This window comes from Arcanobacterium ihumii (assembly GCF_900604515.1).
GTDB lineage: Bacteria > Actinomycetota > Actinomycetes > Actinomycetales > Actinomycetaceae > Arcanobacterium_A > Arcanobacterium_A ihumii.
This window is the reverse complement of record NZ_UWOS01000001.1, coordinates 948667-970400: the sequence shown is the minus strand read 5'-3', so window position 1 is coordinate 970400 and position 21734 is coordinate 948667. Positions and strand designations below refer to the sequence as shown.

The window sequence follows — 21734 nt, the reverse complement described above, 5'->3', positions numbered from 1 at the left end:
GTTGGGCAGACTCGACTAAAATCACCACCCCTTTACCTAGCCGCTTCAACAAGATCCATTGGAATCTCTCCAATATCTCGCTGCCGGCATTGACGTGGCAGAATAAGAGACGTGGGGGAAAACCAAGGTAAAGACATACGGCATAAAAGCAATCAAGGTAATAAACGGCGGCATCGCAAGGGTGGTAGTAATGCTACGCACCCAACCCATAGTGCCAGGCGCCCAACCCGCCTCACCAACGCTGGTCCCAATTACAGCACCGAACAACGTGCTGAGCGCCTAGCAGCTGTGCCTACCATTACCTACCCTGCCGAACTCCCCGTCTCGGCACGCCGCGAAGACATCGCCGAAGCGATTAAAAACAATCAGGTTGTAATTGTTGCTGGAGAAACCGGTTCAGGAAAAACCACCCAGCTCCCGAAGATTTGCCTCGAACTCGGCCGTGGAATCGATGCCATGATCGGTCACACCCAGCCTCGGCGAATTGCTGCACGCTCCGTTGCGGAACGAATTTGTAGCGAGCTTGGAGTTGAGCTTGGAGGTGCAATCGGTTTCCAGGTACGCTTCACCGAAGAGGTTTCATCAACCACCTTGGTCAAGCTCATGACTGATGGCATCTTGCTGGCCGAAATTCAAGCCGACCCTGAGCTACGCAGGTATGACACGATCATCATCGACGAAGCCCACGAACGCTCCCTAAATATTGATTTCTTGCTTGGTTACCTCGCACGATTGCTACCCCGCCGCCCAGATTTGAAACTGATCATCACCTCGGCGACGATCGATTCACAACGATTCGCCGAACATTTTGGCGCTCACATGTACGATGTTGCTGCTCACGCACACAATCAGGGCGACACTACACAAAAGCACGACGCCGCCACTCACGTACACAAGGTGGCACCGATTGTAGAGGTGTCGGGGCGAACCTATCCGGTTGAAATTCGCTATCGTCCACTCGACTACTCACCTGATTCCCACAACTTGAGCACTGAGGTAAACAATACCTCCAGCGAAATCGAAACCGACGCTGATCCACGCGACCAAATCACTGCGATCGTCGATGCCGCTCAGGAGCTTTTCAATGAAGGACCAGGTGACATCCTTGTTTTCCTCTCAGGCGAAGGAGAAATCCACGAAACACAAAAGGCGTTCCGCGATGAGCTAGGTACTCGTTATATCGAGCCGGGAGGCACGTCAAATATTCCGGGAGCAGTAGAGGTATTGCCACTGTTTGCCCGCCTTTCTTCTGGTGAGCAGCATCGAGTCTTTGCTGCTCACAGACATCGCCGAATTATTCTTGCCACCAATATTGCTGAAACTTCGATTACGGTTCCAGGTATTCACTATGTAATTGACCCTGGCACTGCGCGTATCTCACGATACTCGAACAAAACCAAGGTCCAGCGTCTCCCGATTGAACCGATTTCTCAAGCCTCGGCGAACCAGCGGTCAGGTCGATCTGGACGTATCGCGAACGGTGTTGCAATTCGGTTGTATTCCGAAGAGGATTTCGCATCTCGCCCGGAGTTCACCGAACCCGAAATACAACGGACTTCGCTCGCCGCCGTCATCCTTCAGATGACCTCGCTCGGCTTGGGAGATATCAGCCGTTTCCCTTTTATTGACCCACCAGATATGCGCGCCGTTCGATCTGGCTTGCAACTCCTTGAAGAGATCGGTGCAGTCGATATAAGCATCGCGGGTAGGCAACCACGGCTCACGAAAATTGGCCGTCAGCTCGCACGACTCCCCATCGATCCACGACTCGGTCGTATCTTATTAGCCGGCTCAGATAATGGCTGTACCGCAGAAATCCTAGTGCTCGTGGCGGCGATGTCAGTTCAAGACGTGCGCGAACGCCCGGTGGAGTTTAAAGCCCAATCAGACCAGCTCCATGCCCGTTTCGCCGATCCTCAGTCAGATTTCCTCGCTTATCTCAATTTGTGGCGCTACCTACGCACTCAACAACGCGAGCTCTCAGGGTCTGCTTTCCGGAAGATGTGCCGCGCAGAATACCTCAATTGGTTGCGCTTCCGTGAATGGCAAGACGTCGTTTCTCAGCTTCGGCAACTGGCAAAGCCACTCGGCCTCACTCTACGTCCAATTACGATTCCCACTACTCAGCAGCTTAATGAAACAGCCAACGACGGTGGCGATACTTCCCATAACCAAGACGTAGCCCGCGCAGTCAAAGCTGTAGCAGCAACGGCAGACGTACCCGCCGCGGACGCTATTCATCGGTCAATGATAGTCGGTCTGCTTTCCAACTTAGGAAACTGGGACGAAAGAAAACGCGACTATGCCGGTGCTCGTGGAACTCATTTCGTGATTTGGCCTGGTTCTGGCCTTCATAAACGCACGCCCGCGTGGGTAATGGCGGCAGAATTGGTTGAAACTTCGCGACTATTTGCGCGCACTGTTGCCCAAATCGATCCCGCGTGGATTGAACACGTAGCCAAGCACCTGGTTAAGAAGCAGTATTCAGAGCCCTTTTGGTCCACGCGCCAAGGTGCGGCAATGGTTCACGAAAAAGTTACGCTTTATGGACTGACGATCGTTGCTGATAGACAGGTTTTGCTTGCAAAGATCGGCACACCTGATGCTCACGAACTCGCCCGTGAACTCTTCATTCGTCATGGTTTGGTGGAGAACCAGTGGCGTAGTCACCATGCATTCGTCAAGAACAACCGGCAAGAGATGGAAGCAGCCCACGAAGTCGAGGCTCGTACGCGCCAGCATGGTTTAGTTGCCGACGACGCCGCTCTCTTTACCTTTTTCGACGAACGCGTCCCCGATTCGATCGTGTCCGGACGGCACTTCGATACCTGGTGGAAGAAAGCTCAACATGACGCCCCTGAACTGCTGAATTTTACGCAGGATTTCTTACTTGGCGGTACCACAGCCAACGAGGGCGACTTCCCTGAAGAATGGATTCAGGGCGATATCACCTTACCAATCACCTATAGCTTCAGCCCTGGCGCCCATTCGGACGGATTAACCATCGACGTTCCTGTTACGCTACTTCCCCAGCTCAGTGATGAGGGCTTTGACTGGCTTGTACCAGGAATGCTTGAAGAACTCACAGTGGCCACTATCCGGGCACTACCGAAACGAATTCGTAGAAACCTCGTTCCCGCACCTGACGTGGCACGAAGTATTAACACCCTCTTGCCTACATGGGATACGGTTACGCACGGACAAGCTGGTGCTCCAAGTTTCGAGAAAGCCTTCACCGAGGCTGTGCGCACGTTACGAGGTTTTGATATTGACGACGCCGCATGGGATGAAGTCACTTTACCAGCACATTTAACGATTACCTTTAGGATTCGATCAGAGCGCGGTGCTGTACTTGACGAAGGCACCTCACTCACTGCTTTGCAACGTTCCCTAGCTCCTGCAACTCGCAATGCAGTTGAGAACGTTGTGAAGGGAGCTGTTGCGCGCGCATTAGACGAAGCCCGTGATTCTATTTTGGCTGATCAGCAGGTGAAAGATCGGCAGGCAAAGCACGATGCAGCGAAGCGCTCTGAAAAGGAACGTGTAGTTGCAGAAACTAAGTCTCGTGCCGAATTTCTTACTGACTCGGTTGACGATCTACACGGATGGCCCCAACTAAAAGGTGGTGAGCTTCCCGCCGTCGTCGAAACTCAGGGGCCACACGCTATGGTTGTGCGTGGCTATCCAGCATTCATCGCCGATTCAGGCTCGGTGGCTTTGCGTGTACTGGCAGAGCCGGCGGAGCAAGTTCGCGATCACCGAAAAGGAATCATCCAGCTTATTTACAGTGAAACCGCTCTTCCAGAAGCTCGGATCGCCACACGCTGGAACGGAACCGAGTCCCTGACCTTAGCGGGGTCGCCATACAAAAACACCGCAGCATTGGTGGCAGACCTCCAGATCACAGCAGTTCGGAATCTTGCCGATAAATGGGCAAAGCAAAAGAAAACTCCACTTGGGCGGATTCGTAAGCAGGAACAATACTTGGAACTACGCGATTTCGTACGAGGTAAGATCGAAGATGAAACCTATCGCATTGCTCAGATTGTGGTGCGAGTTTTGGCTGCCTGGGGCGAAGTTGAAGCACATATCCGAGCTCAGAATTCGATTGCGTTAATCAACACGGTCCACGATATTCGTGAACAGGTAAATTCACTTATTTACAACGGTTTTGTGTTCGCAACACCCGAAGCCTATCTCACAGATCTACCGCGTTTCTTACAAGCAGCAAGTTACCGCATCACCAAGGCAACGTCTAACCTGGCTGCCGACGATGCCCTCGCGTGGCAGATTGCTGACATCGAGGAACTTGTGGTGAAAGAACAAACAGAATTTGCCCAAGAAGCTTACGACGCCGCTCGCGCAGCTACTTTGGTTCAGGCGCGCTGGTTAGTGGAAGAATTAAGGGTCTCGCTGTTTGCCCAGCAGCTGGGCACCCGGGTAAAAGTATCTCCGCAACGCATTAAGAAGTTGCTTGCCGAGTAATACCAGCCAACATTCAGCATATAGCGCTAGTGATCAGCATCCCGAGCCTAATGACGAATCTTTACCAGTATTTCTTGTGCAACAACGCGCGCATCTCTACGAGCACCCACGGTTGAGGCACTCGATCCATATCCGATTAGGAATACATTTGGATTTTGCCGAGCATGTACGCCTTCCATCGCGATACCACCGTACTCCGATCGGAGTCCAAGCGGGGCAAGATGGCGCAGTTCAGGGCGGAAACCGGTTGCCCAGATTATTGCATCCAATCGGCGGTGCTTATCACCCCACCACGCCCCATGTGCATCGAGCCGGTCAAATAATTTGTGCCGTTTTAAGGCTCCTCGAGCACGCATAGCTTTCACCATAGCGTTTTCAGGCAAACCTGTTTCAGCTACAACTGGTAACGGAAGAAGTCCCTTTTTAACACGTGCCCGCACTCTTTGCTCAACAGCGCGTCCAGCTTCAGGACTTAACTCGTTGGATGACGAAAAGTTTTCGTCCCTCCAGCGTGGAGAGGTTCGAGTTACCCAAACTGTTTTCTTAGCTTCCTGAAATACTTCGTTTAAGTGAGATAGCGCTGAGATGCCACCACCAACGATCATTACGCGTTTACCCCAAAAGTGATCAGCTCCGGGATACGTCTGCGTGTGGAACTGTTGGCCTCGGAAAGTATCCACTCCGGGGTACCAGGGTAAAAACGGCCGCGTCCATGTTCCTGTGCAATTCACGATGTAACGCGCATTCCATATACCCGACGTCGTCTTAACTGTGAATAAATCTTCGGTTTTGTTGTGAGTGACGGAAAATACAGTCACCATATGCAAAATAGGAAGATCAAACTCTGCTTCATAATCTGCAAAATACTGGGATATAAACTTTGATGAAGGCATATTTGGATCGACTTTTCCGACCGGGAATTGTGGAAGGTCAGCAATTTGATTCACGGATCCCATCGTTAGTGTTGGCCACCTGTGTTGCCATGCTCCGCCTGGTCCCGACTCAGCATCGAGCACGATGAATGTGCCACAGTTCCGATCGTGATTGCCAGCGTACCCAATAAAACCACGTTTTTTGAGCTCATAGGCAACGCATAATCCTGCCTGACCAGAGCCAATAATAAGTACATCTACATTGTGCGAGGGCGTTTTATCAACTGAAGTATCATGCAAGATTTCAGTATTTTCCATGCCTTTACCGTACCGCACTGCGCGTCTTTAACCACACCTATTGAGCAGAAAAGAACTTCGCCTAATAAATGTCTAAAATTAGTAAGGTGCAAACAGCAGAAATCGAAATTTTAGCCCGCAATCTCATGGATTCCCACGGGCTAACTACGTGGAAACTTGCATTTGACCATGCTAAACGTCGCGCAGGTATGGCTGTTTATAGCACCCAGACTATTTCCCTTTCACGCGTTTTACTGCCGCTTTACAGCGAACCTCAGGTGCGCGACGTCATTCTTCACGAAATCGCCCACGCACTAGTTGGCCCTAATCACCACCATGACGCCGAATGGGCACTTACCTGCGAAAAGATTGGTGGCACTCCGCGAGCACGTCTCCACCACGAACTTACTGCCGATCCGCTTTGGATTGGAACCTGCCCGGCCGGCCATATCGTTAATCGCTATCGTCGCCCGTCACGACCAGTATCTTGCGCTTCATGTTCGACTCGTTTTTCACCCACACACGCTTTTTCGTGGAAGAATCAGAAAACTGGGGAGGTGTTGCAGATTCATGGTAAAAAATTCCGATCATTTGGCGGAAAATGAGCCAAGGGCACATTTATCCAGAGCGGCCCGGAGCTCAACGGGAGCAACTCAGCATTCAACCGCAGCCTCCAGGCAACAAGTCCGCACCGCTTACACGATGCTCATTCCTTCGTTTATCGGAGTTGGAATCTTCCTAATCGTCCCACTCTTTTTAGTCGTTGCACTTTCCTTCACTAAGTGGAACCTAGTTACTACCCCAGAATGGGTTGGGCTAAGTAACTACACTCAACTTATTTCAGATTCATCTTTCTGGAATTCAATCCTCGTCACAGGTATCTTTTCTCTGATGGCGATACCGCCCTCGATCGTCGTCGCACTCCTGATCGCGCTAGGACTAAACCGGCGACTACCTGGATCTCGCATCCTTCAACTCTGCTTTGTACTTCCATGGATCGCTGCACCTCTTTCACTTGGAATCGTATGGTCATGGCTTCTTCAGCCACGCGGTGGCTTACTCAACGCCTTGCTAGGAACCAACATCGCTTGGATGAGCGATGAACGCACAGCTCTTCCCATGGTAGCTTTCGTCTACGTCTGGCAAAACGTCGGATACATTTCCTTGTTTTTCCTAGCAGCCCTGCAAACTGTTCCAACGTCTCTTTACGAAGCAGCCACCCTTGACGGCGCTGGTCCAGCGCGTAGGCTGTTTTCCATCACCTTACCGCTTATCCGCCCAACCACTTTCTTCGTCTCGATTACCTCGCTCATTGCTTCCTTCCAGATCTACGATCTGGTCTATGGGCTCACCGGAGGAAATCCCGGCTACCCTGGTGGAACAACTGATGTCATCACCGCACGCATTTTCTCGAGTGCCTTCAGCTCTCCACAGATCGGAAAAGCTGCGACTATGGCTGTGTTGCTAACTGTGGTGATCATCGTCGTAACCGTTATTCAGCAACGTTACTTCCGAGACCGCATCACCTATGAACTCGGAGAAGGATAGGAAATGGCTACGTCCAATAAAACCAAGATCTTCTCCGTAATCCTTACGTATCTACTCCTTGCAGGCGGAGCGCTCCTAACCCTAGCACCTTTCGTTTTTTCAATTCTGACCTCATTGAAATCTGAGGAAGAGCTTGTAACTAATGGAGGGCTGGCGCTACCAACCGCACCCACTTTAGATAATTTCACCGCGCTTTTCACAGACCACGCCTTCATCGTGCCACTTGCTATCACCGGTCAAGTAGTTTTAGTGATGGTGGTCTGCCAGATGTTTTCCTCAATTCTGGCTGCATTCGCGTTTTCGCGGTTAACGTTCCCTGGGCGCAACATTATTTTTTGGGCATATATTGCCACCCTGATGATTCCAGCCGTGGTGACGATGATTCCGCTCTTTGGAGCAATGAGTGCATTGGGATTAAGGAATACTTTTGCCGGACTTGTGGTTCCTTTTATGTTCGGATCACCGTACGCAATTTTCCTACTTCGTGAGAATTTCCGTGCTATCCCACAAGAAATCCTCGATGCCGCAATCTTGGATGGGGCCGGATATTGGCGTCAACTGTGGAGCATCGTTATCCCCAATAGCCGCCCGATCCTCGCCACATTGTTCCTTATCACCGTGGTCTCACAGTGGAACAACTTCATGTGGCCAAAAATCATTGCCCCAGCGCCTGCTTGGAACGTGCTTACAGTGGCGACGGCGTCGCTCCAAACTCAATACACCGCTAATTGGACGCTGGTTATGGCTGCAACCACCCTATGTGTGCTTCCACTACTTGTGCTTTTCTTGATTTTCAATAAGCAGATTATTCGTTCGATAGGTATTTCTGGCCTGAAGTAGCTCGTGTGCGGGCTCGGTTTTAGCACCGGCTTAGTTTCAGTGCCGGTTTAGGTTCGCTGCCGACGACGGCGCGGTAGGGTTCGCGTCACGTTCCAGGGAGCCGTGGCTTTGCTCTAGATAGAATATGGCTACGACCAAAACCCTACAAATTTATTAGAGGTTCTTGTGAAACGATCATTAATCAAGGTTTTCGCTCTATGCGCCGCTGCCACCGTTGGCCTAGCGGCTTGTTCACCAGCAGACAGCGGAAAGAAGAGCTCCGGCGACGGCGCTAAAGCTACCGTCACATTCAGGCTGTGGGACAACACCGCTGCTCCTGCTTACGAAAAATCTTTCGCGGAGTTTAAGAAGCAAAATAAGGATATTGACGTCAAGGTCGAAGTCGTTCCGTGGGACTCTTACTGGAAACAACTTCCTTTGGACGTTTCAGCTGGTCAAGCTCCAGATATTTACTGGGTAAATTCCTCGAACTTCGCCTTGTACGCAGACGCTGGGAACATTATGGATATCTCCAAAGAACTTGGAGATAAACATGATCGTTGGCAAGAATCAGTGGTTGACCTCTACACCCGCAATGGAAAGCTATGGGGTGTTCCACAGCTCTGGGATTCGATCGCTTTGTTCTACAACAAGGACTTGGTCAAAGAAGCTAGCGTAGATCCGACTAAATTGACGTGGATGCCTCAGGCGGGTACCGGTGATACCTTGCTTGCAGCTACAAAGAGTCTTACGAAGGATACACAAGGGCGTGATGCAAACGACCCACACTTCGACGCTAATTCCACGAAAGTCTTTGGTTTCAATGCACAAGCAGACCTTCAGGCGATCTGGTTGGATTTCCTTGCGCAAAACGGCGGAAAACTCCAGGATGACGACGATAAACTCAGCATAGCTACCCCACAGGGAGAAGCCGCATTTAGCTACGTCGTAGACATGATCAACAAGCATCACGTTGCCCCTCCGGCGTCGGAGACGAACACCAAGGGAGATGTTACCCGCGACATGTTTGTACGCGGTGAACTTGCTCTTTACCAGTCTGGTCCATACAGCCTCAAAAACATTGCCGAAGCTGCAAAGATCAACTGGGGCTTAGCTCCAATGGTTGCTGGTCCAGAAGGCCGCGTAGGCGTTGTGCATGGCGTTGCAGCGGTTGGAAATGAAAAATCCAAGAACCGAGACGCAACCATAAAGGTCCTTTCCTGGCTCGGTAGCGCGGATGGTCAGCGTGCACTTGGAACTGAGGGTGTTGCTTTCCCTGCTGTTAAGGATGTACAGAAGGAATTCGTCACCTACTGGGATAAGAAGGGCGTAGATGTTTCTACGTTTATCGATGCCGCCTCTGGAAAGACCACCCCTGCACCGCGCGGAGTAGGAATTAACGTTGCATTTGACGCTTTCGTGCCAGCACTCTTAGATGTTTTCAATAGCTCGATTCCTGTAGGCGAAGGTCTTAAGAAAGCACAAGATGCTGGAAATGCTGCGATGAAGTAAGTTTCTAGGGTTACATCTATTGGGGGGGTATTGGTTCGTTTGGTAGTTATCTACTCGAACCAATACCCCCCCAATAAGTTTATGTGCATTAATTTCAATAGTTTGTAACGCTCATTAAAAACTCCAAGTTGGCAAGTGATTGAAATTTTCAATCAGGCGCCTCATGCCTTTGGTCGGACAACGATTACAACGGCGGATTTGCATACAACGAAGACCATGATTCGCCCGTCTATTCGGGAATGAATAACCGAGCATCATCAATCTCCACTAATGGAAGGCAATGTAACACCACATTATTTTTTGACTACACATACGCACCTTCTGGATCCTATATCAGGCTTTATAGCTCCTCATTTCCAAAGTTAGGAAATTCCCGGGATCCAAATCTTAGCAACGGTGCTGGTGGCAGTGCGTACGCTTATGAAAACTGGGACAACCGCATTAGTCGAGTAACCTACGCGGGGTGTTAACTAGACATAGTCATTTTAATGTGAGGATGACGCAATGAGAACAGATACAAATCGAACAACAAGAGTTAAAAGGTTATTTTCTTTATGATTGCCGTCATCCTTACATTAAATGTGGGAGCCTGTAGTTTCGGGAGTCAACATAATCAATCGGCGGAATCTGGTCTTAATCTAAAAGCTGATATCAATAAAGCGAATATAGCTGTAACACTCCCTAGCGATCGCTATATCCATATTCAAATGTTAAGTAGCGAAGAAATAACTCTCCAATCAGCAGATTCTGCAGTTTTTGTAGAATCTGTAAGGAACGAACTACATATCCCGATGATAGCCGTCCCAACCTGGAGACTTGGCGACGGTAAACCGTATACGTTTACTGAGTTTGGTCCATGGAACGTAAAAATTGCAGAAAAATACGGCTTCTCCAACCCTTCTCTTTTTAATGAAGCAATACCTGAAACCAGAATTAAAATTCCAGCAGGAGAAATAGACCCACTTGATTACAACAGTCAGTTCAGCGAACAACAGCAACAAATCGCAAAAGATCAATGCGCCAATGGAGATTCATTAAATCGTTTCAACACTCGCAAGCTAGCTCCTTTCGGCCCTTGGATCAAGGAGCTGAATAACACTCGCAACAAGTTACTTAAAGATGAGCGAGCACAAAAAGTAATTAGCGAATTAGATCAATGTTTCACTCGCAAAGGTCTGAAGATGAATTCAGAAATTCCCGGTTATGTTGAGGGAGTTGACACTTTTGACATTACTCCAGAAAATACTGCTATAGCGGTCAAAGTAGCGCAGTGCCAAGGAGAACTCAACACACCCTAACCTCTTCAAACCAGTCAAATAGAAGCCGTGGCTAACTCGAAATGCACCCCAGAAATTACAGCGAAAATGGAAACATATTCCTTTCCGGCAGAATTTATTGAAGCAAAAGGAAAAGTGAATCTCGCGATACTCAGACCGTAGTTATTTCCGCCACCGAAGGTGGTCAAGCAGTGGTGACTTCAGTAAAAAGAACGTTGGCGAAGTAAACTGGCCGCCGTATTTTGGATGGAAGGCGCACTTACTGATGCTCTTGGCGGCCTGATCGGAAGAGCTTTCTCTGCGTGCATTATGGTGGGTGCTACAGCTACTAGTGACTGGAGCCTATCTGAGTTTTGGCTGGATTGCACTCGGACCTGTTTTAGGAGCAGCAGTTGGAATCATTACCTCCGCCTATCCGGCAGTTCGTGCATCAGCAATTTATCCGGCAATCGCTGTGCGGTCTGACTAGCTTTCAGAGCTACTATTCAAACCACAGCTTTTGTTCTCAGGCAATGCACACTAGGCATTTGGCTAAACCAAGATAATCCCTTTACAGGAGTGGGCGGGAAACTGTTTGGATACAGTTTCCCGCCCACTTAGTTGGCTAATATTTAGATCAACCTAAATACTTACCCAAAAAGCACACTTAGTAGATACCGTCTGCTGGCTTACCGGCATCTGTAGTAGCAACCTCCTTCGACGTCATACGAACGTCGTTGTAGGTTGAAGTGTCACCCTCAACTCGCTTGATCTGCGAAACTTCGATGGTATTAGTGAGTCGACCCAACTTGGTGTTGCCATCGCCGAAGTTGAAGTTTGCAATAAGCTGCTCTTCGCCTGGCTCGATTGGGTTGGATAGCGTCACAAGGAAGCTGCGGGTGGACGTCTTACGGTCAAACCCAAGATCTTCGGTGTATGCGCCATTAAAGTATCCAGGGGTAATGAGACGATCCACACCCTTCGGACCGTCCGCCGTCTTCACCTTCACTAGGTACTGAACGGTTGGGTATTCACCGTAGTATTGTTCCGTTCCTACATTCTTTACACGCAAAGCAACGAGACCAGCGTAGCCTGGAACCTTACCTGCCGCGGAGGTGAGCCGCACAGAAAGGTCTTGAGCCTGCGGCTCAGCTGGTGCCGAACCCTTTTCGATGGTTACGTTTGGCTCAACTACCTGCTGGTATTCGGCTGACTTTGCTTCAACACCAATGTTTGACGTTTCGCTGAAAGCACCTGATGCAAGATCATAGAGCTTTACACGAACTTCGTTCTTAACTGGAGCAGTAGAAACCCACGGTAATGCGTCAGACCATGTTCCATTTGCCTTGCAGAATTGCTGCGTTCCGGTCATAGTGATTGAACGGAATCCATAGGTAGCTTCTCCAGTGTGATTTGCAGGAACCTTGTACGGTCCAATTTGCTGACCAACCTGCCAAGACAGTGAGTAAGAGATATTGAAACCTAGATTCTGTGCCAAGCTGTAGGAAATGCCAAGGCTTCCTTTTCCGTTCTTTCCAGACACATCACCACCGAGGTTTACACCAGCGGTTTCGGTGCGGTCACCTTTGACCGTAATCGAAATTGATTGTGTCTTTGAAAGGTTTTGGGTGAGTGGGATTTCTCCATTTGTACGGTTGGTGGTGGAGATAGTACCCACCGGCATGAAGTTATCGTTTACCTTGTACACAATGGTGCGGTAATCCTCTCCAGAATTACATACCGGACGTGGATTCAAGATGTTCGCTTTGAGGTGGTCTGAACCGCGCTGAGTGTGAACGAGTGGGAGCTGATCACTAATCTTCGAGGTTTCGGGCGTGCTGTTTGTAAATGTTGCTGAAAATGCTGGAACTGCTGTGATTCCGGAAGCAAGCAGTGCAACACTTGCCACTCCGGTAATCTTCTTCGCAATTTTCATGATGTTCCTCCTCGGAAACATATACCTTTTGGTTAATTGAGCCATTTACCCAATTAAGGGCTAAAGCCCTAGTACCACAGGTATCACTTAGGTCCTCAAAGGTTCAATTTTTCCCACTTGTCGCTTAAAGCGTGAGATAGGTAACTCCAAATTGTGATATAGCAACCAAAAATTTACCGATAATTTACATTATTCTGCTATTGCTAAGCCAATTCACAATTCCGTCGGCACCAGATTCTACGATTTCTAAAGTTCGATAGAACCCATCTCTGCCACCATACCAAGGATCCGCAACATCAAGATTTCCATCAGAAGAATAAAAATCTGAATAACGAGAGCGCTTCTGCCCTCCATACAAACCAGAGTTCTTTGCTTTCAAACCCAACGCTCCGTCGTCGGAAAATACACCACCCGGAGCAAACGGTGTGGTTCCATCAAATTCCCGCCACAGGTGAATCTTACTAACCTCACTACCGGCATCCTCAACCATTCGACGCAAGGAGTGAGCGTGACCAACCGTCATCGCGAGGATTAAGTCGGCCTGTTGTAATTCCTCGGGAGTGGCACGGTGTGCGAGGTGTTCTACTTTAACGTCATAACCACGCTCCTCAAGCACCGACCGAGCCCGCGAATCAATATTGTTTCCTGACTCTTCAGAGGATACCCCCGCTGAACTCACCAAGAACTCAGCTGCAGGGCCACCCTCGGCTGCCGAATTAGCAAACTCCCGCGAGATCCGATCACGAAGAACTATCTCACCCATCGGTGATCGGCAAATATTTCCTGTACAAACAACCAAAATACAGTAAGCCATGAAACCTATCCTAACAATTCACAACCGGATAATTATTGCGAATTCTTAGCTCTTACTCGCGAGGCAAACGCTCAGCGAGCCTACTAACCCTGATTTGCACATTCTCGGACACTGGCTCTAAGAAACTTGGAGTGAAGGTCTTCTTTGCTCCCTGCAAAGTCCACAAGCCAATTAATCTCCCACCGGAAACAATTGTCTTTTTAAAAATTCCGTTTCGAGCAGGATCGATCGTGGTTAGGTGCTCAATGCCAGTGGTGTGGGTACGATCTGTGTATCCAAGCATCAGTTCGTCGTATCCAGGCAATAGAAGTAGCGAACGCGCAGTCGTAGCCATCTGCGTCGAATATATTTCTTGCAGATCCGGTGCTACCCAATAGCACTCTCCCACAGCATTTTGCACGGTACCTTTTACGTCCATTAGAGGAGCAATCACACCGGCATCATGTAAATCTGCAAGAGTTTTTCTGATTTCTGTAAGACCCAACGCGCTCCACCATGCGATATCTCTAACGGTTACAGGTCCATGGGATATCACAAACCTCTCAATGAGGTGGCGTAAAAGGTCCTCACGCGAAGCATTTGCCTTACCATTCGATTGAATCCTTGGAAGGTCCTCCGTCAAAACTAAATACTGCTCCTTCGGTGAATATAGGGGTCCGAAAGCAATCAAACCTTCCACAGAAAAGCGGTATAGGTAGTAGTAGGCGTTGTTTGCTCCTTTGATGAGGTCATATTTCTCCAGCTCATAAACAATTTCGCTGCGTCGAAGACGGCGTTCGGGTGCCTGGGCAATAGCGTTCACGACCACATTGCGGGCACGATCAACGTCGGTAGTTAAAAGGTCATGACGGCTTAGTCGTCGCTTTTCTTCCGCTTGGATTTTACGTTGCGCCGTCAGTGATAGATACCAGTGTAGGTCTTCCGTGGGCAGAAAATGCAGAGTTCCTCTCTGCGGCCAAGTTCTGACCAGCTCCCCTTGGTTAAAAGCCTCGTGGACATCCCGTAGAGCCTTTGCATAATTAGCATTCGGTCTACTCAAACGCATTGCAACCGAAAGTAATGCGCCAGGCAGGTCCTGACCCTGTACCGCTTGCATGTATTGCACCACATGCGTAGCTGATTCAAAATTCGGCACGGAATCATTCTTCACAAGACCTTGAGAAAGGAGACGCATTCGCGAGATATCAATTGTTTTCACAATACAGACCTTAAGGGATTGAAGCTTCAGAGGTAATCCTCAGGACGGTAAACGAAGGCTGCTCTTTCATTTTATAATGAAAGAGCAGCCTTGAGATTCGAGATTCTCACGATAACTCTTAGTTATTCAGCAAAACCTCAGAAAACAGCTACTTGCAATCAGACTAGAAATCCCAATCGTCGTCGGTTGTAGCTTCTGCCGTACCAATAACGTAGGACGAACCTGAACCAGAGAAGAAATCATGGTTTTCATCGGCACTTGGAGAAAGCGCAGCGAGGATCGCCGGATTAACCGCCGTCTGATCCGGCCCGAATAATGCTTCATATCCAAGGTTCATAAGAGCCTTATTAGCGTTATAACGAAGGAACATCTTAACGTCCTCGGTCAAGCCCATTTCGTCGTAGAGCGACTCGGTGTAGCTTTCCTCGTTATCGTAGAGGTCAAGCAACAGTTCATAGGTGTAGTCCTTGAGCTCTTGCTGACGCTCAGGCGATGCCTTTTTCACTGCCTGCTGGAACTTGTAGCCAATATAGTAGCCATGAACGGCTTCGTCTCGGATAATCAAGCGAATAAGGTCAGCGGTATTCGTGAGTTTTGCATGAGCTGACCAGTACATCGGAGCATAGAATCCTGAATAGAACAGGAAGGACTCCAGCATAGTGGAAGCAACCTTACGCTTTTCAGGATCATCGCCACGGTAGTATTCAAGAACGATCTGGGCCTTCTTCTGAAGGTACTCGTTCTCTTCGGACCAGCGGAACGTCTCCTCAATCTCTGCCGAGGAAATCAACGTGGAGAAAATCGATGAGTAGGATTTTGCGTGCACGGACTCCATAAATGCGATGTTCGTGTAAACAGCTTCCTCATGGGGAGTGATCGCATCAGGAATCAAAGACACTGCACCAACGGTTCCTTGAACCGTGTCTAGCAGGGTCAATCCCGTAAACACACGAGTGGTCATGCGTTGCTCATGTGGTTTGAGGGTATTCCAAGACTGAATATCGTTGGAGAGCGGAACCTTTTCCGGCAACCAAAAGTTCCCGGTGAGTCGATCCCAAACTTCCTGATCTTTTTCGTCGGTGATCTTGTTCCAGTTGATCGCCTGTACACTATCAACCAGCTTTAACTTTGGTGGATTCATCGGTTCCTCTTCACTGTCTCTCTAACAATATTTGTACGTCAAAACTTGCTCGCATTCTGGCATTAACCAGCATCAGAGCATGCACGAAACACAACCCTCAACTTCGGTTCCATCAAGAGCTGCTTGACGAATTCTCATGTAGTACAGCGTCTTAATTCCCTTACGCCAAGCGTAGATGTAGTTTTTATTAACATCGCGAGTAGTCACGGTATCCGGATAGAACAGCGTGAGCGACAATCCCTGATCGACGTGCTGTGTTGCAACCGCGTAGGTATCGATAATCGCTTCAGGGCCGATTTCGTAGGCATCCTTGTAGTATTCAAGATTGTCGTTGGTCATGTATGCGGCTGGATAGTAGACGCGACCAATCTTACCTTCTTTTCGGATCTCGATTCGTGAAACGATCGGGTGGATCGACGACGTTGAGTTGTTGATGTACGAAATCGAACCAGTCGGCGGAACCGCCTGTAGGTTCTGGTTGTACATTCCGTATTTCTGAACGTCCGCCTTCAATTCCCGCCAATCATCCTGGGTAGGAATATCGATATTCTCGAAAAGTTTAGCCACACGCTGTGTTTGTGGAACCCATTCTTGATCAATGTACTTGTCAAAGAATGTTCCACGAGCGTAGTCAGATTTTTCAAAGTTCTCGAATACTTCACCGCGCTCCTTTGCGATGGACATGGAGCTCTTAATCGCATGGTAGACAACGTTGTAGAAGTACATGTTCGTAAAGTCAAGCGCTTCTTCAGATCCATAGTGAATACGCTCACGACCAAGGTATCCATGTAGGTTCATCTGACCTAATCCAATGGCATGGGACATCCGGTTTCCACGCTCAATTGACGGCACCGAAGAAATATCGGATTGATCAGAAACTGCAGTCAACGCACGAATTGCGGTACAAATCGTCTTTCCAAAGTCCGGCGAATCCATGGTACTCGCAATGTTGAGCGAACCTAGATTACAAGAGATATCCTTACCGACCTTCGCATATGAAAGATCTGCGTTGAACTCCGAAGGCTCCGAGACCTGCAAGATCTCCGAACAAAGGTTTGACATCGTAATACGACCATCAATTGGATTGAGCCTATTAACGGTGTCCTCAAACAAAATGTAGGGATAACCAGATTCGAACTGGAGCTCAGCAAGAGTCTGGAAGAACTGACGGGCATTGATCTTCGACTTGCGAATACGCTTGTCGTTCACCATTTCTTCATACTTCTCAGTCACGGAGATTTCAGTAAACGGAACGCCGTAAACCCTCTCAACATCATACGGTGAGAACAAGTACATATCAGCGTTACGTTTCGCCAGTTCAAAGGTAATATCCGGAACGACGACGCCGAGTGAGAGCGTCTTGATTCGGATCTTTTCGTCTGCGTTTTCACGCTTCGTATCAAGGAAACGCATAATGTCTGGATGATGAGCATGTAGGTAAACAGCACCTGCACCTTGACGAGCTCCAAGCTGGTTGGCATAGGAGAAAGCATCTTCCAGAAGCTTCATAACGGGGTTAACACCCGAAGACTGATTTTGAATCTTCTTGATCGGCGCACCCAGTTCACGCAGATTGGAAAGGTTGAGTGCCACGCCACCTCCACGCTTCGAAAGCTGGAGCGAGGAGTTAACTGCGCGTGAAATGGACTCCATATTGTCCTCAATACGGAGCAAGAAACATGAAACTAGCTCTCCACGCGCAGCTTTACCGGCGTTCAAGAAAGTTGGAGTTGCGGGCTGGAAGCGACCGGTGATGATCTCTTCCATAATTTCCATAGCAAGTTCTTCGCTACCTTCAGCCAAGGTGAGTGCAACCATGCAAACACGATCTTCAAAGCGCTCTAGGTAACGAGTACCATCGAAAGTTTTCAGAGTATAAGAAGTGTAGTACTTAAATGCACCGAGGAAGGTTGGGAATCGGAACTTGTGAGCATAACAAGCTTTGTACAGGCTCTTAATAAAAGCGAAATCGTACTGATCAAGCACATGTTTTTCGTAATAGCCTTCTTCAACCAGGTACTCCATCTTTTCTTCAAGATCATGGAAGTACACGGTGTTCTTATTTACGTGTTGAAGGAAGTATTGGCGTGCCGCCTGCTTATCTGAGTCAAACTGAATCTTTCCTTCTGCGTCATAAAGATTTAGTTGTGCGTTCAGTGCATGATAATCGAGTGCTGGATCGGTGATCTCTTCGCCGGTGTCTGTCAAAGTTGTGTCCAAAATTCTTCCAATCCTTCGCGAACTTTTTGCACATCCAATGGGGTGCCCAGAAGCTCAAATCTATACATGTGCGGGACGTGTGTTTTTGCTGAGATTATGTCTCCAGCTAAACAGTACGCCTTGCCAAAGTTGGTGTTCCCACCCGAGATTACGCCACGGATGAACGACCGGTTCTTTTCGTCATTGAGAAACTTAATCACCTGTTTAGGAACAGCTCCTCGCTCATTTCCACCACCATAGGTAGGGACCACAAGCACATAATCTTCTTCTACATGAAGAAACTCATCACGGGGATGAAGGGGAATTCGTTTCGCGGGAAAACCTAATTTCTCAACAAAACGTTTGGTGTTGTTTGTTGTTGATGAGAAATAGACGATGTTAACCATCTAGATGTGCCCTCCTCCATTAAGATTCCCTAGCATGCTGTTTTGCTTACTCTTTCACAAGGCAATCATTGCCGGAGTGTTGCTTTATGCAACACTCCGGCAATGATGACTAGTGATAGTTAAGCGGTTGCAACCTGCTCAGATACCTTAACCAAGGCTTTGATCTTGTCTGGGCGGAAACCTGCCCAGTGATCACCATCTGCAAACACGACTGGAGCTTGCTGGTAACCGAGTGCCTTAACCGTTGCCAGCGCTTCTTCGTCCTGCGTCAAATCAACTTCGGCATAGTCCAAACCGCTCTTATCAAGGGCGCGCTTGGTTGCATTGCACTGTACGCAGGAGGGCTTTGTGTAAACGGTGATGCTCATGGGGCTCTCCTTCCAAATCTTTTATGAAAACGACTTTCCCACGCCCAGCAATCAAGTTATGACTACTTCGCGGGTACGAACATAGACACTACACCTAGTGGCGAATGTTTTACAGAACCACTAGATGGCGTGCCGTCGCGTTCTATCTCACTGTTTTCTTCGCGAAATACTATTGACTTTTGTGGATTGCCTGAGGATTGTTTTTCAGTTCCTAAAACCTATCCAATAACACTCCACCATAAGCCCACAACACTATCCACCAACACATCATGCAATGCCTGGGCTCATGGAAAACTGATCGATAAAATATGACGTTCTAATCCTCCTACGCAGGTCCTGCCAAAAACGTTTCCCGCCACAAATTCACCCATCTAGGCATCACTAACAGACATAGATAATTACCAGGTTCTCCACTTTTCCACAGGAAACGGAAAAGGATATATCCACTTTCCCCAAAGCAAGACACAGACTTATCCACAGTTGTGGATAAAAAGGTTCAACAAACACGGATCATAATCCAAAAATTACGTGTCTAAAATCGGCGCGTCGAAAATATCGGCGTGTCGCGCAAATTGTTCGTATTACTTCCTTAACCGAATGAGGTATCCAATAAACACTCCACAAACCAGATCAATCACCTGCCAAATACAAAGAACAAAAAGAGTAAAAGGTTGACGGTCACAAAGGTTATGAAATGTTGAATCATTCTAGAAATGTGACAACAATAGACCTTATGAATTCAAAGTTTTCGGAAGCTCTACGCGAGGCAGGGTTGCGCGTCACACGTCCACGCGTCTCTGTCCTTGAGGAGATCTCTCGAAGACCGCACGCGAACGCCGAAAAGATTCGAAATGGTGTTATTGCTCAGCTTGGCTCGGTTTCAACCCAAGCAGTTTACGATGTGCTCCACACACTAACTGCCAAGGGGCTGCTACGAAAGATAGAGCCGGCAGGGTCGGTTCCACTCTATGAATTGGCAAATCACGATAACCACCATCATTTAGTATGCCGTTCGTGCTTCACAGTTATCGATATTCCATGTGTGGTTGGTTCAGCTCCCTGTTTAGAACCCTCAGACGATCATGGTTACGTCATTGATGAAGCGGAAGTAACCTTCTGGGGATACTGCCCCAAGTGTGCCAAAAACCGACAAAAACCCACAATAAACGCCATTAAATAAAAGATGTGTAAAAGTTGGTTTTCATCTTGCAGAATACTAATCAATACACGCTACAATAAGTTTCGACGATCTTAATATAATTGTGGAAATTCTACGATTATTTGCCGGTTTGAGCCCTCGTAACTTATTTGATTGCGACGAACGGTTTAAGAGAGTCACCCAACAGCATCTCACCGACCTTCTATTTCTGGAGATTACAAACAAATGAACGGCGTTAATGCCCTAATCGTTGCAGCTATGCCTGAGGAAATGGCCCCGTTTCGGGCTCTCCTAGACGGCTACACAATTACCACCGTCCCATCCCCTGGAGGTGGTTGCTACCTCGCTAAACGTGGGTCAATCTCTCTTTTGCTAATCGTCAGCAGAATTGGAATGGTATCCGCAGCATCAAAGCTAACTTGGGCCCTTACACACTATGTTCCTCGTTCGATCGTAAACATCGGTTCAGCCGGTGGATTAGCTGCAGATTCGCGCGTAGGTGAAGTCGTTATTGGTAGCGAATACATACATGGTGGTGCCGATGGAACCGCATTTGGTTACGAGCGCGGTCAAGTACCTGGCCAGCCCGTCGTCTTCCCAGGATCGGAAATTCTCCTTTCCTCCGCGTATGACCTTGTTAATGACATCAAACAAGGTGTTATGCCTACCGATTCTGCCGATCTCATCACCGGCGAAACCAGGTTGAGAATTGGACAGATGCTATCTTCCGATTTCTTTATTACGGACGCAAACGTTGGCGATACTCGCGAAGCGTTCCCAAATGCTCTCACGGCGGATATGGAGTCCCAAGCACTAGCGCAAGTGGCTAATGTATGGGGAATTCCTTTTATTTCTATTCGCGGCATTTCCGACCTTTGCGGAACTCCCGACGATCAATCAATTAGTTTCCACGCTGAACTTTCCGAGGTTACAGAGGCTTCCGCATGTACTGCGCTATCGATCCTGCGTCGTGCCGCCCAGCTCGCCATCGATTTTGAGACCAGCAACGTGCAGCAGTTCTTTGACAATACTGCCCTAAAGGCAGCGCTCTACCTTATGTTTGGCGTCAAGAATAAGCTCGACGGCGGTGATCTCAACAAACTTCCCGTCGATTACGTCAAGGTTGTACGCCAACATCTTCACTTCACGTCCCAGGATCAACTTGAGACCGTACTCGAATACATTTCTGCAGCTCGTGAAGTGGTCAAGGACTGTGAAGGTTCCCATTGTGCACTCTCGGCTAAGGATTACGACGCAACTCGCGTTTACATCCAATCCAAGCTTGGAATGTCAAGTAGCCGTGGACAGTACAGTTGGCCACCAACCTCACAGACCCTTATTAAACGTTTTAACGGTTACTGGAACGATGCACTTCAGTCGATTGGTTTAAAGCCGCAACGTGGACGGGCACGCGGTAGCCTCAAGTTTTCCGAGGCCGATTACACCGACGCGCTTATCCGCTACCGCGATTACGCCAAGGAAAAGGATCGCACTACCTCGTTCGCTGGCTACACGGAATGGCTAAAGTCGCTTCCAGGTACTCGGAAATATCCATCGGGAGCCGCGATTCGCCAACGCTATGGTTCCTGGCGATCTGCTTTAGCAACAGTAACTGACTGATGTTCGCAAACGCTTAGATTCCATAGGGTTTAAGCCACCAACGACCGCCAACTGATTCGGGGGAGTTCATTGAAAAATGAACTCCCCCGACTTACTTAGGGCT

At 48.7% G+C, this 21734-nt stretch carries 17 protein-coding genes and 1 pseudogene; 10 read left to right on the top strand and 8 right to left on the bottom strand.

Features of this window, described 5'->3' with window-relative positions; genetic code table 11:
* The first annotated feature begins 111 nt into the window (after positions 1-111).
* Positions 112-4485 (top strand): ATP-dependent RNA helicase HrpA, encoded by a 4374-nt coding sequence (gene hrpA, locus EIH22_RS04300; RefSeq protein ID WP_235001768.1) that lies wholly within the window; start codon positions 112-114, stop codon positions 4483-4485.
* A 47-nt stretch (positions 4486-4532) separates the two neighbouring features.
* Here hrpA and EIH22_RS04295 read toward each other — a convergent pair whose 3' ends face one another.
* Positions 4533-5675, bottom strand: coding sequence for an NAD(P)-binding domain-containing protein (locus EIH22_RS04295; RefSeq protein ID WP_124054536.1), 1143 nt, complete (start codon positions 5673-5675; stop codon positions 4533-4535).
* 86 nt (positions 5676-5761) lie between these two features.
* On the opposite strand from EIH22_RS04295, the gene EIH22_RS04290 reads away from it, so the two are divergent.
* The 7 genes and pseudogenes from EIH22_RS04290 (at position 5762) to EIH22_RS08915 (ending at position 11279) form a co-directional block, all read left to right on the top strand.
* On the top strand, positions 5762-6259 hold the full coding sequence (locus tag EIH22_RS04290; RefSeq protein ID WP_200829164.1) for a SprT-like domain-containing protein: 498 nt from the start codon (positions 5762-5764) through the stop codon (positions 6257-6259).
* Entirely contained in the window at positions 6225-7202 is a 978-nt protein-coding gene (locus tag EIH22_RS04285; protein ID WP_124054534.1) for a carbohydrate ABC transporter permease, read from the top strand. Before EIH22_RS04290 ends, EIH22_RS04285 begins: the two co-directional genes overlap by 35 nt.
* A 3-nt stretch (positions 7203-7205) precedes the next feature.
* On the top strand, positions 7206-8042 hold the full coding sequence (locus tag EIH22_RS04280) for a carbohydrate ABC transporter permease (RefSeq protein ID WP_124054533.1): 837 nt from the start codon (positions 7206-7208) through the stop codon (positions 8040-8042).
* Between the two features lie 165 nt (positions 8043-8207).
* The gene (locus tag EIH22_RS04275) at positions 8208-9533 is read left to right on the top strand and encodes an ABC transporter substrate-binding protein (RefSeq protein WP_124054532.1); all 1326 of its coding nucleotides are present in this window, start codon (positions 8208-8210) and stop codon (positions 9531-9533) included.
* A 164-nt stretch (positions 9534-9697) separates the two neighbouring features.
* Positions 9698-10003: pseudogene (locus EIH22_RS09150) on the top strand (peptidase inhibitor family I36 protein); the annotation flags it as partial.
* A gap of 84 nt (positions 10004-10087) precedes the next feature.
* Positions 10088-10831, top strand: coding sequence for a hypothetical protein (locus EIH22_RS04265; RefSeq protein ID WP_124054531.1), 744 nt, complete (start codon positions 10088-10090; stop codon positions 10829-10831).
* A gap of 310 nt (positions 10832-11141) precedes the next feature.
* A complete protein-coding gene (locus EIH22_RS08915; RefSeq protein WP_160149019.1) occupies positions 11142-11279 on the top strand; it encodes a hypothetical protein in 138 nt (45 codons plus the stop codon).
* Positions 11280-11456: 177 nt separating this feature from the next.
* On the opposite strand, the gene EIH22_RS04260 is transcribed toward EIH22_RS08915, so the two are convergent.
* The 7 genes from EIH22_RS04260 to nrdH all read right to left on the bottom strand — a co-directional run bounded on the left by EIH22_RS04260 (position 11457) and on the right by nrdH (position 18852).
* The gene (locus tag EIH22_RS04260; protein ID WP_124054530.1) at positions 11457-12725 is read right to left on the bottom strand and encodes a hypothetical protein; all 1269 of its coding nucleotides are present in this window, start codon (positions 12723-12725) and stop codon (positions 11457-11459) included.
* 184 nt (positions 12726-12909) lie between these two features.
* A complete protein-coding gene (locus tag EIH22_RS04255; protein WP_124054529.1) occupies positions 12910-13539 on the bottom strand; it encodes a low molecular weight protein-tyrosine-phosphatase in 630 nt (209 codons plus the stop codon).
* Positions 13540-13591: 52 nt separating this feature from the next.
* Entirely contained in the window at positions 13592-14737 is a 1146-nt protein-coding gene (locus tag EIH22_RS04250) for a winged helix DNA-binding domain-containing protein (RefSeq protein ID WP_124054528.1), read from the bottom strand.
* A gap of 163 nt (positions 14738-14900) precedes the next feature.
* Positions 14901-15878, bottom strand: a complete 978-nt coding sequence (nrdF, locus tag EIH22_RS04245) for a class 1b ribonucleoside-diphosphate reductase subunit beta (protein ID WP_124054527.1) — start codon at positions 15876-15878, stop codon at positions 14901-14903.
* Between the two features lie 72 nt (positions 15879-15950).
* Positions 15951-18098, bottom strand: a complete 2148-nt coding sequence (gene nrdE, locus EIH22_RS04240; protein ID WP_200829163.1) for a class 1b ribonucleoside-diphosphate reductase subunit alpha — start codon at positions 18096-18098, stop codon at positions 15951-15953.
* Entirely contained in the window at positions 18083-18484 is a 402-nt protein-coding gene (nrdI, locus tag EIH22_RS04235) for a class Ib ribonucleoside-diphosphate reductase assembly flavoprotein NrdI (protein WP_124054525.1), read from the bottom strand. Before nrdI ends, nrdE begins: the two co-directional genes overlap by 16 nt.
* Before the next feature lie 119 nt (positions 18485-18603).
* Entirely contained in the window at positions 18604-18852 is a 249-nt protein-coding gene (gene nrdH, locus EIH22_RS04230) for a glutaredoxin-like protein NrdH (RefSeq protein ID WP_124054524.1), read from the bottom strand.
* Between the two features lie 733 nt (positions 18853-19585).
* On the opposite strand from nrdH, the gene EIH22_RS04225 reads away from it, so the two are divergent.
* Together EIH22_RS04225 and mtnN are read left to right on the top strand one after the other, a co-directional pair.
* A complete protein-coding gene (locus EIH22_RS04225) occupies positions 19586-20032 on the top strand; it encodes a Fur family transcriptional regulator (RefSeq protein ID WP_124054523.1) in 447 nt (148 codons plus the stop codon).
* Between the two features lie 204 nt (positions 20033-20236).
* Positions 20237-21631, top strand: coding sequence for a 5'-methylthioadenosine/S-adenosylhomocysteine nucleosidase (gene mtnN, locus EIH22_RS04220; RefSeq protein WP_124054522.1), 1395 nt, complete (start codon positions 20237-20239; stop codon positions 21629-21631).
* The last annotated feature ends 103 nt before the right edge of the window (positions 21632-21734 follow it).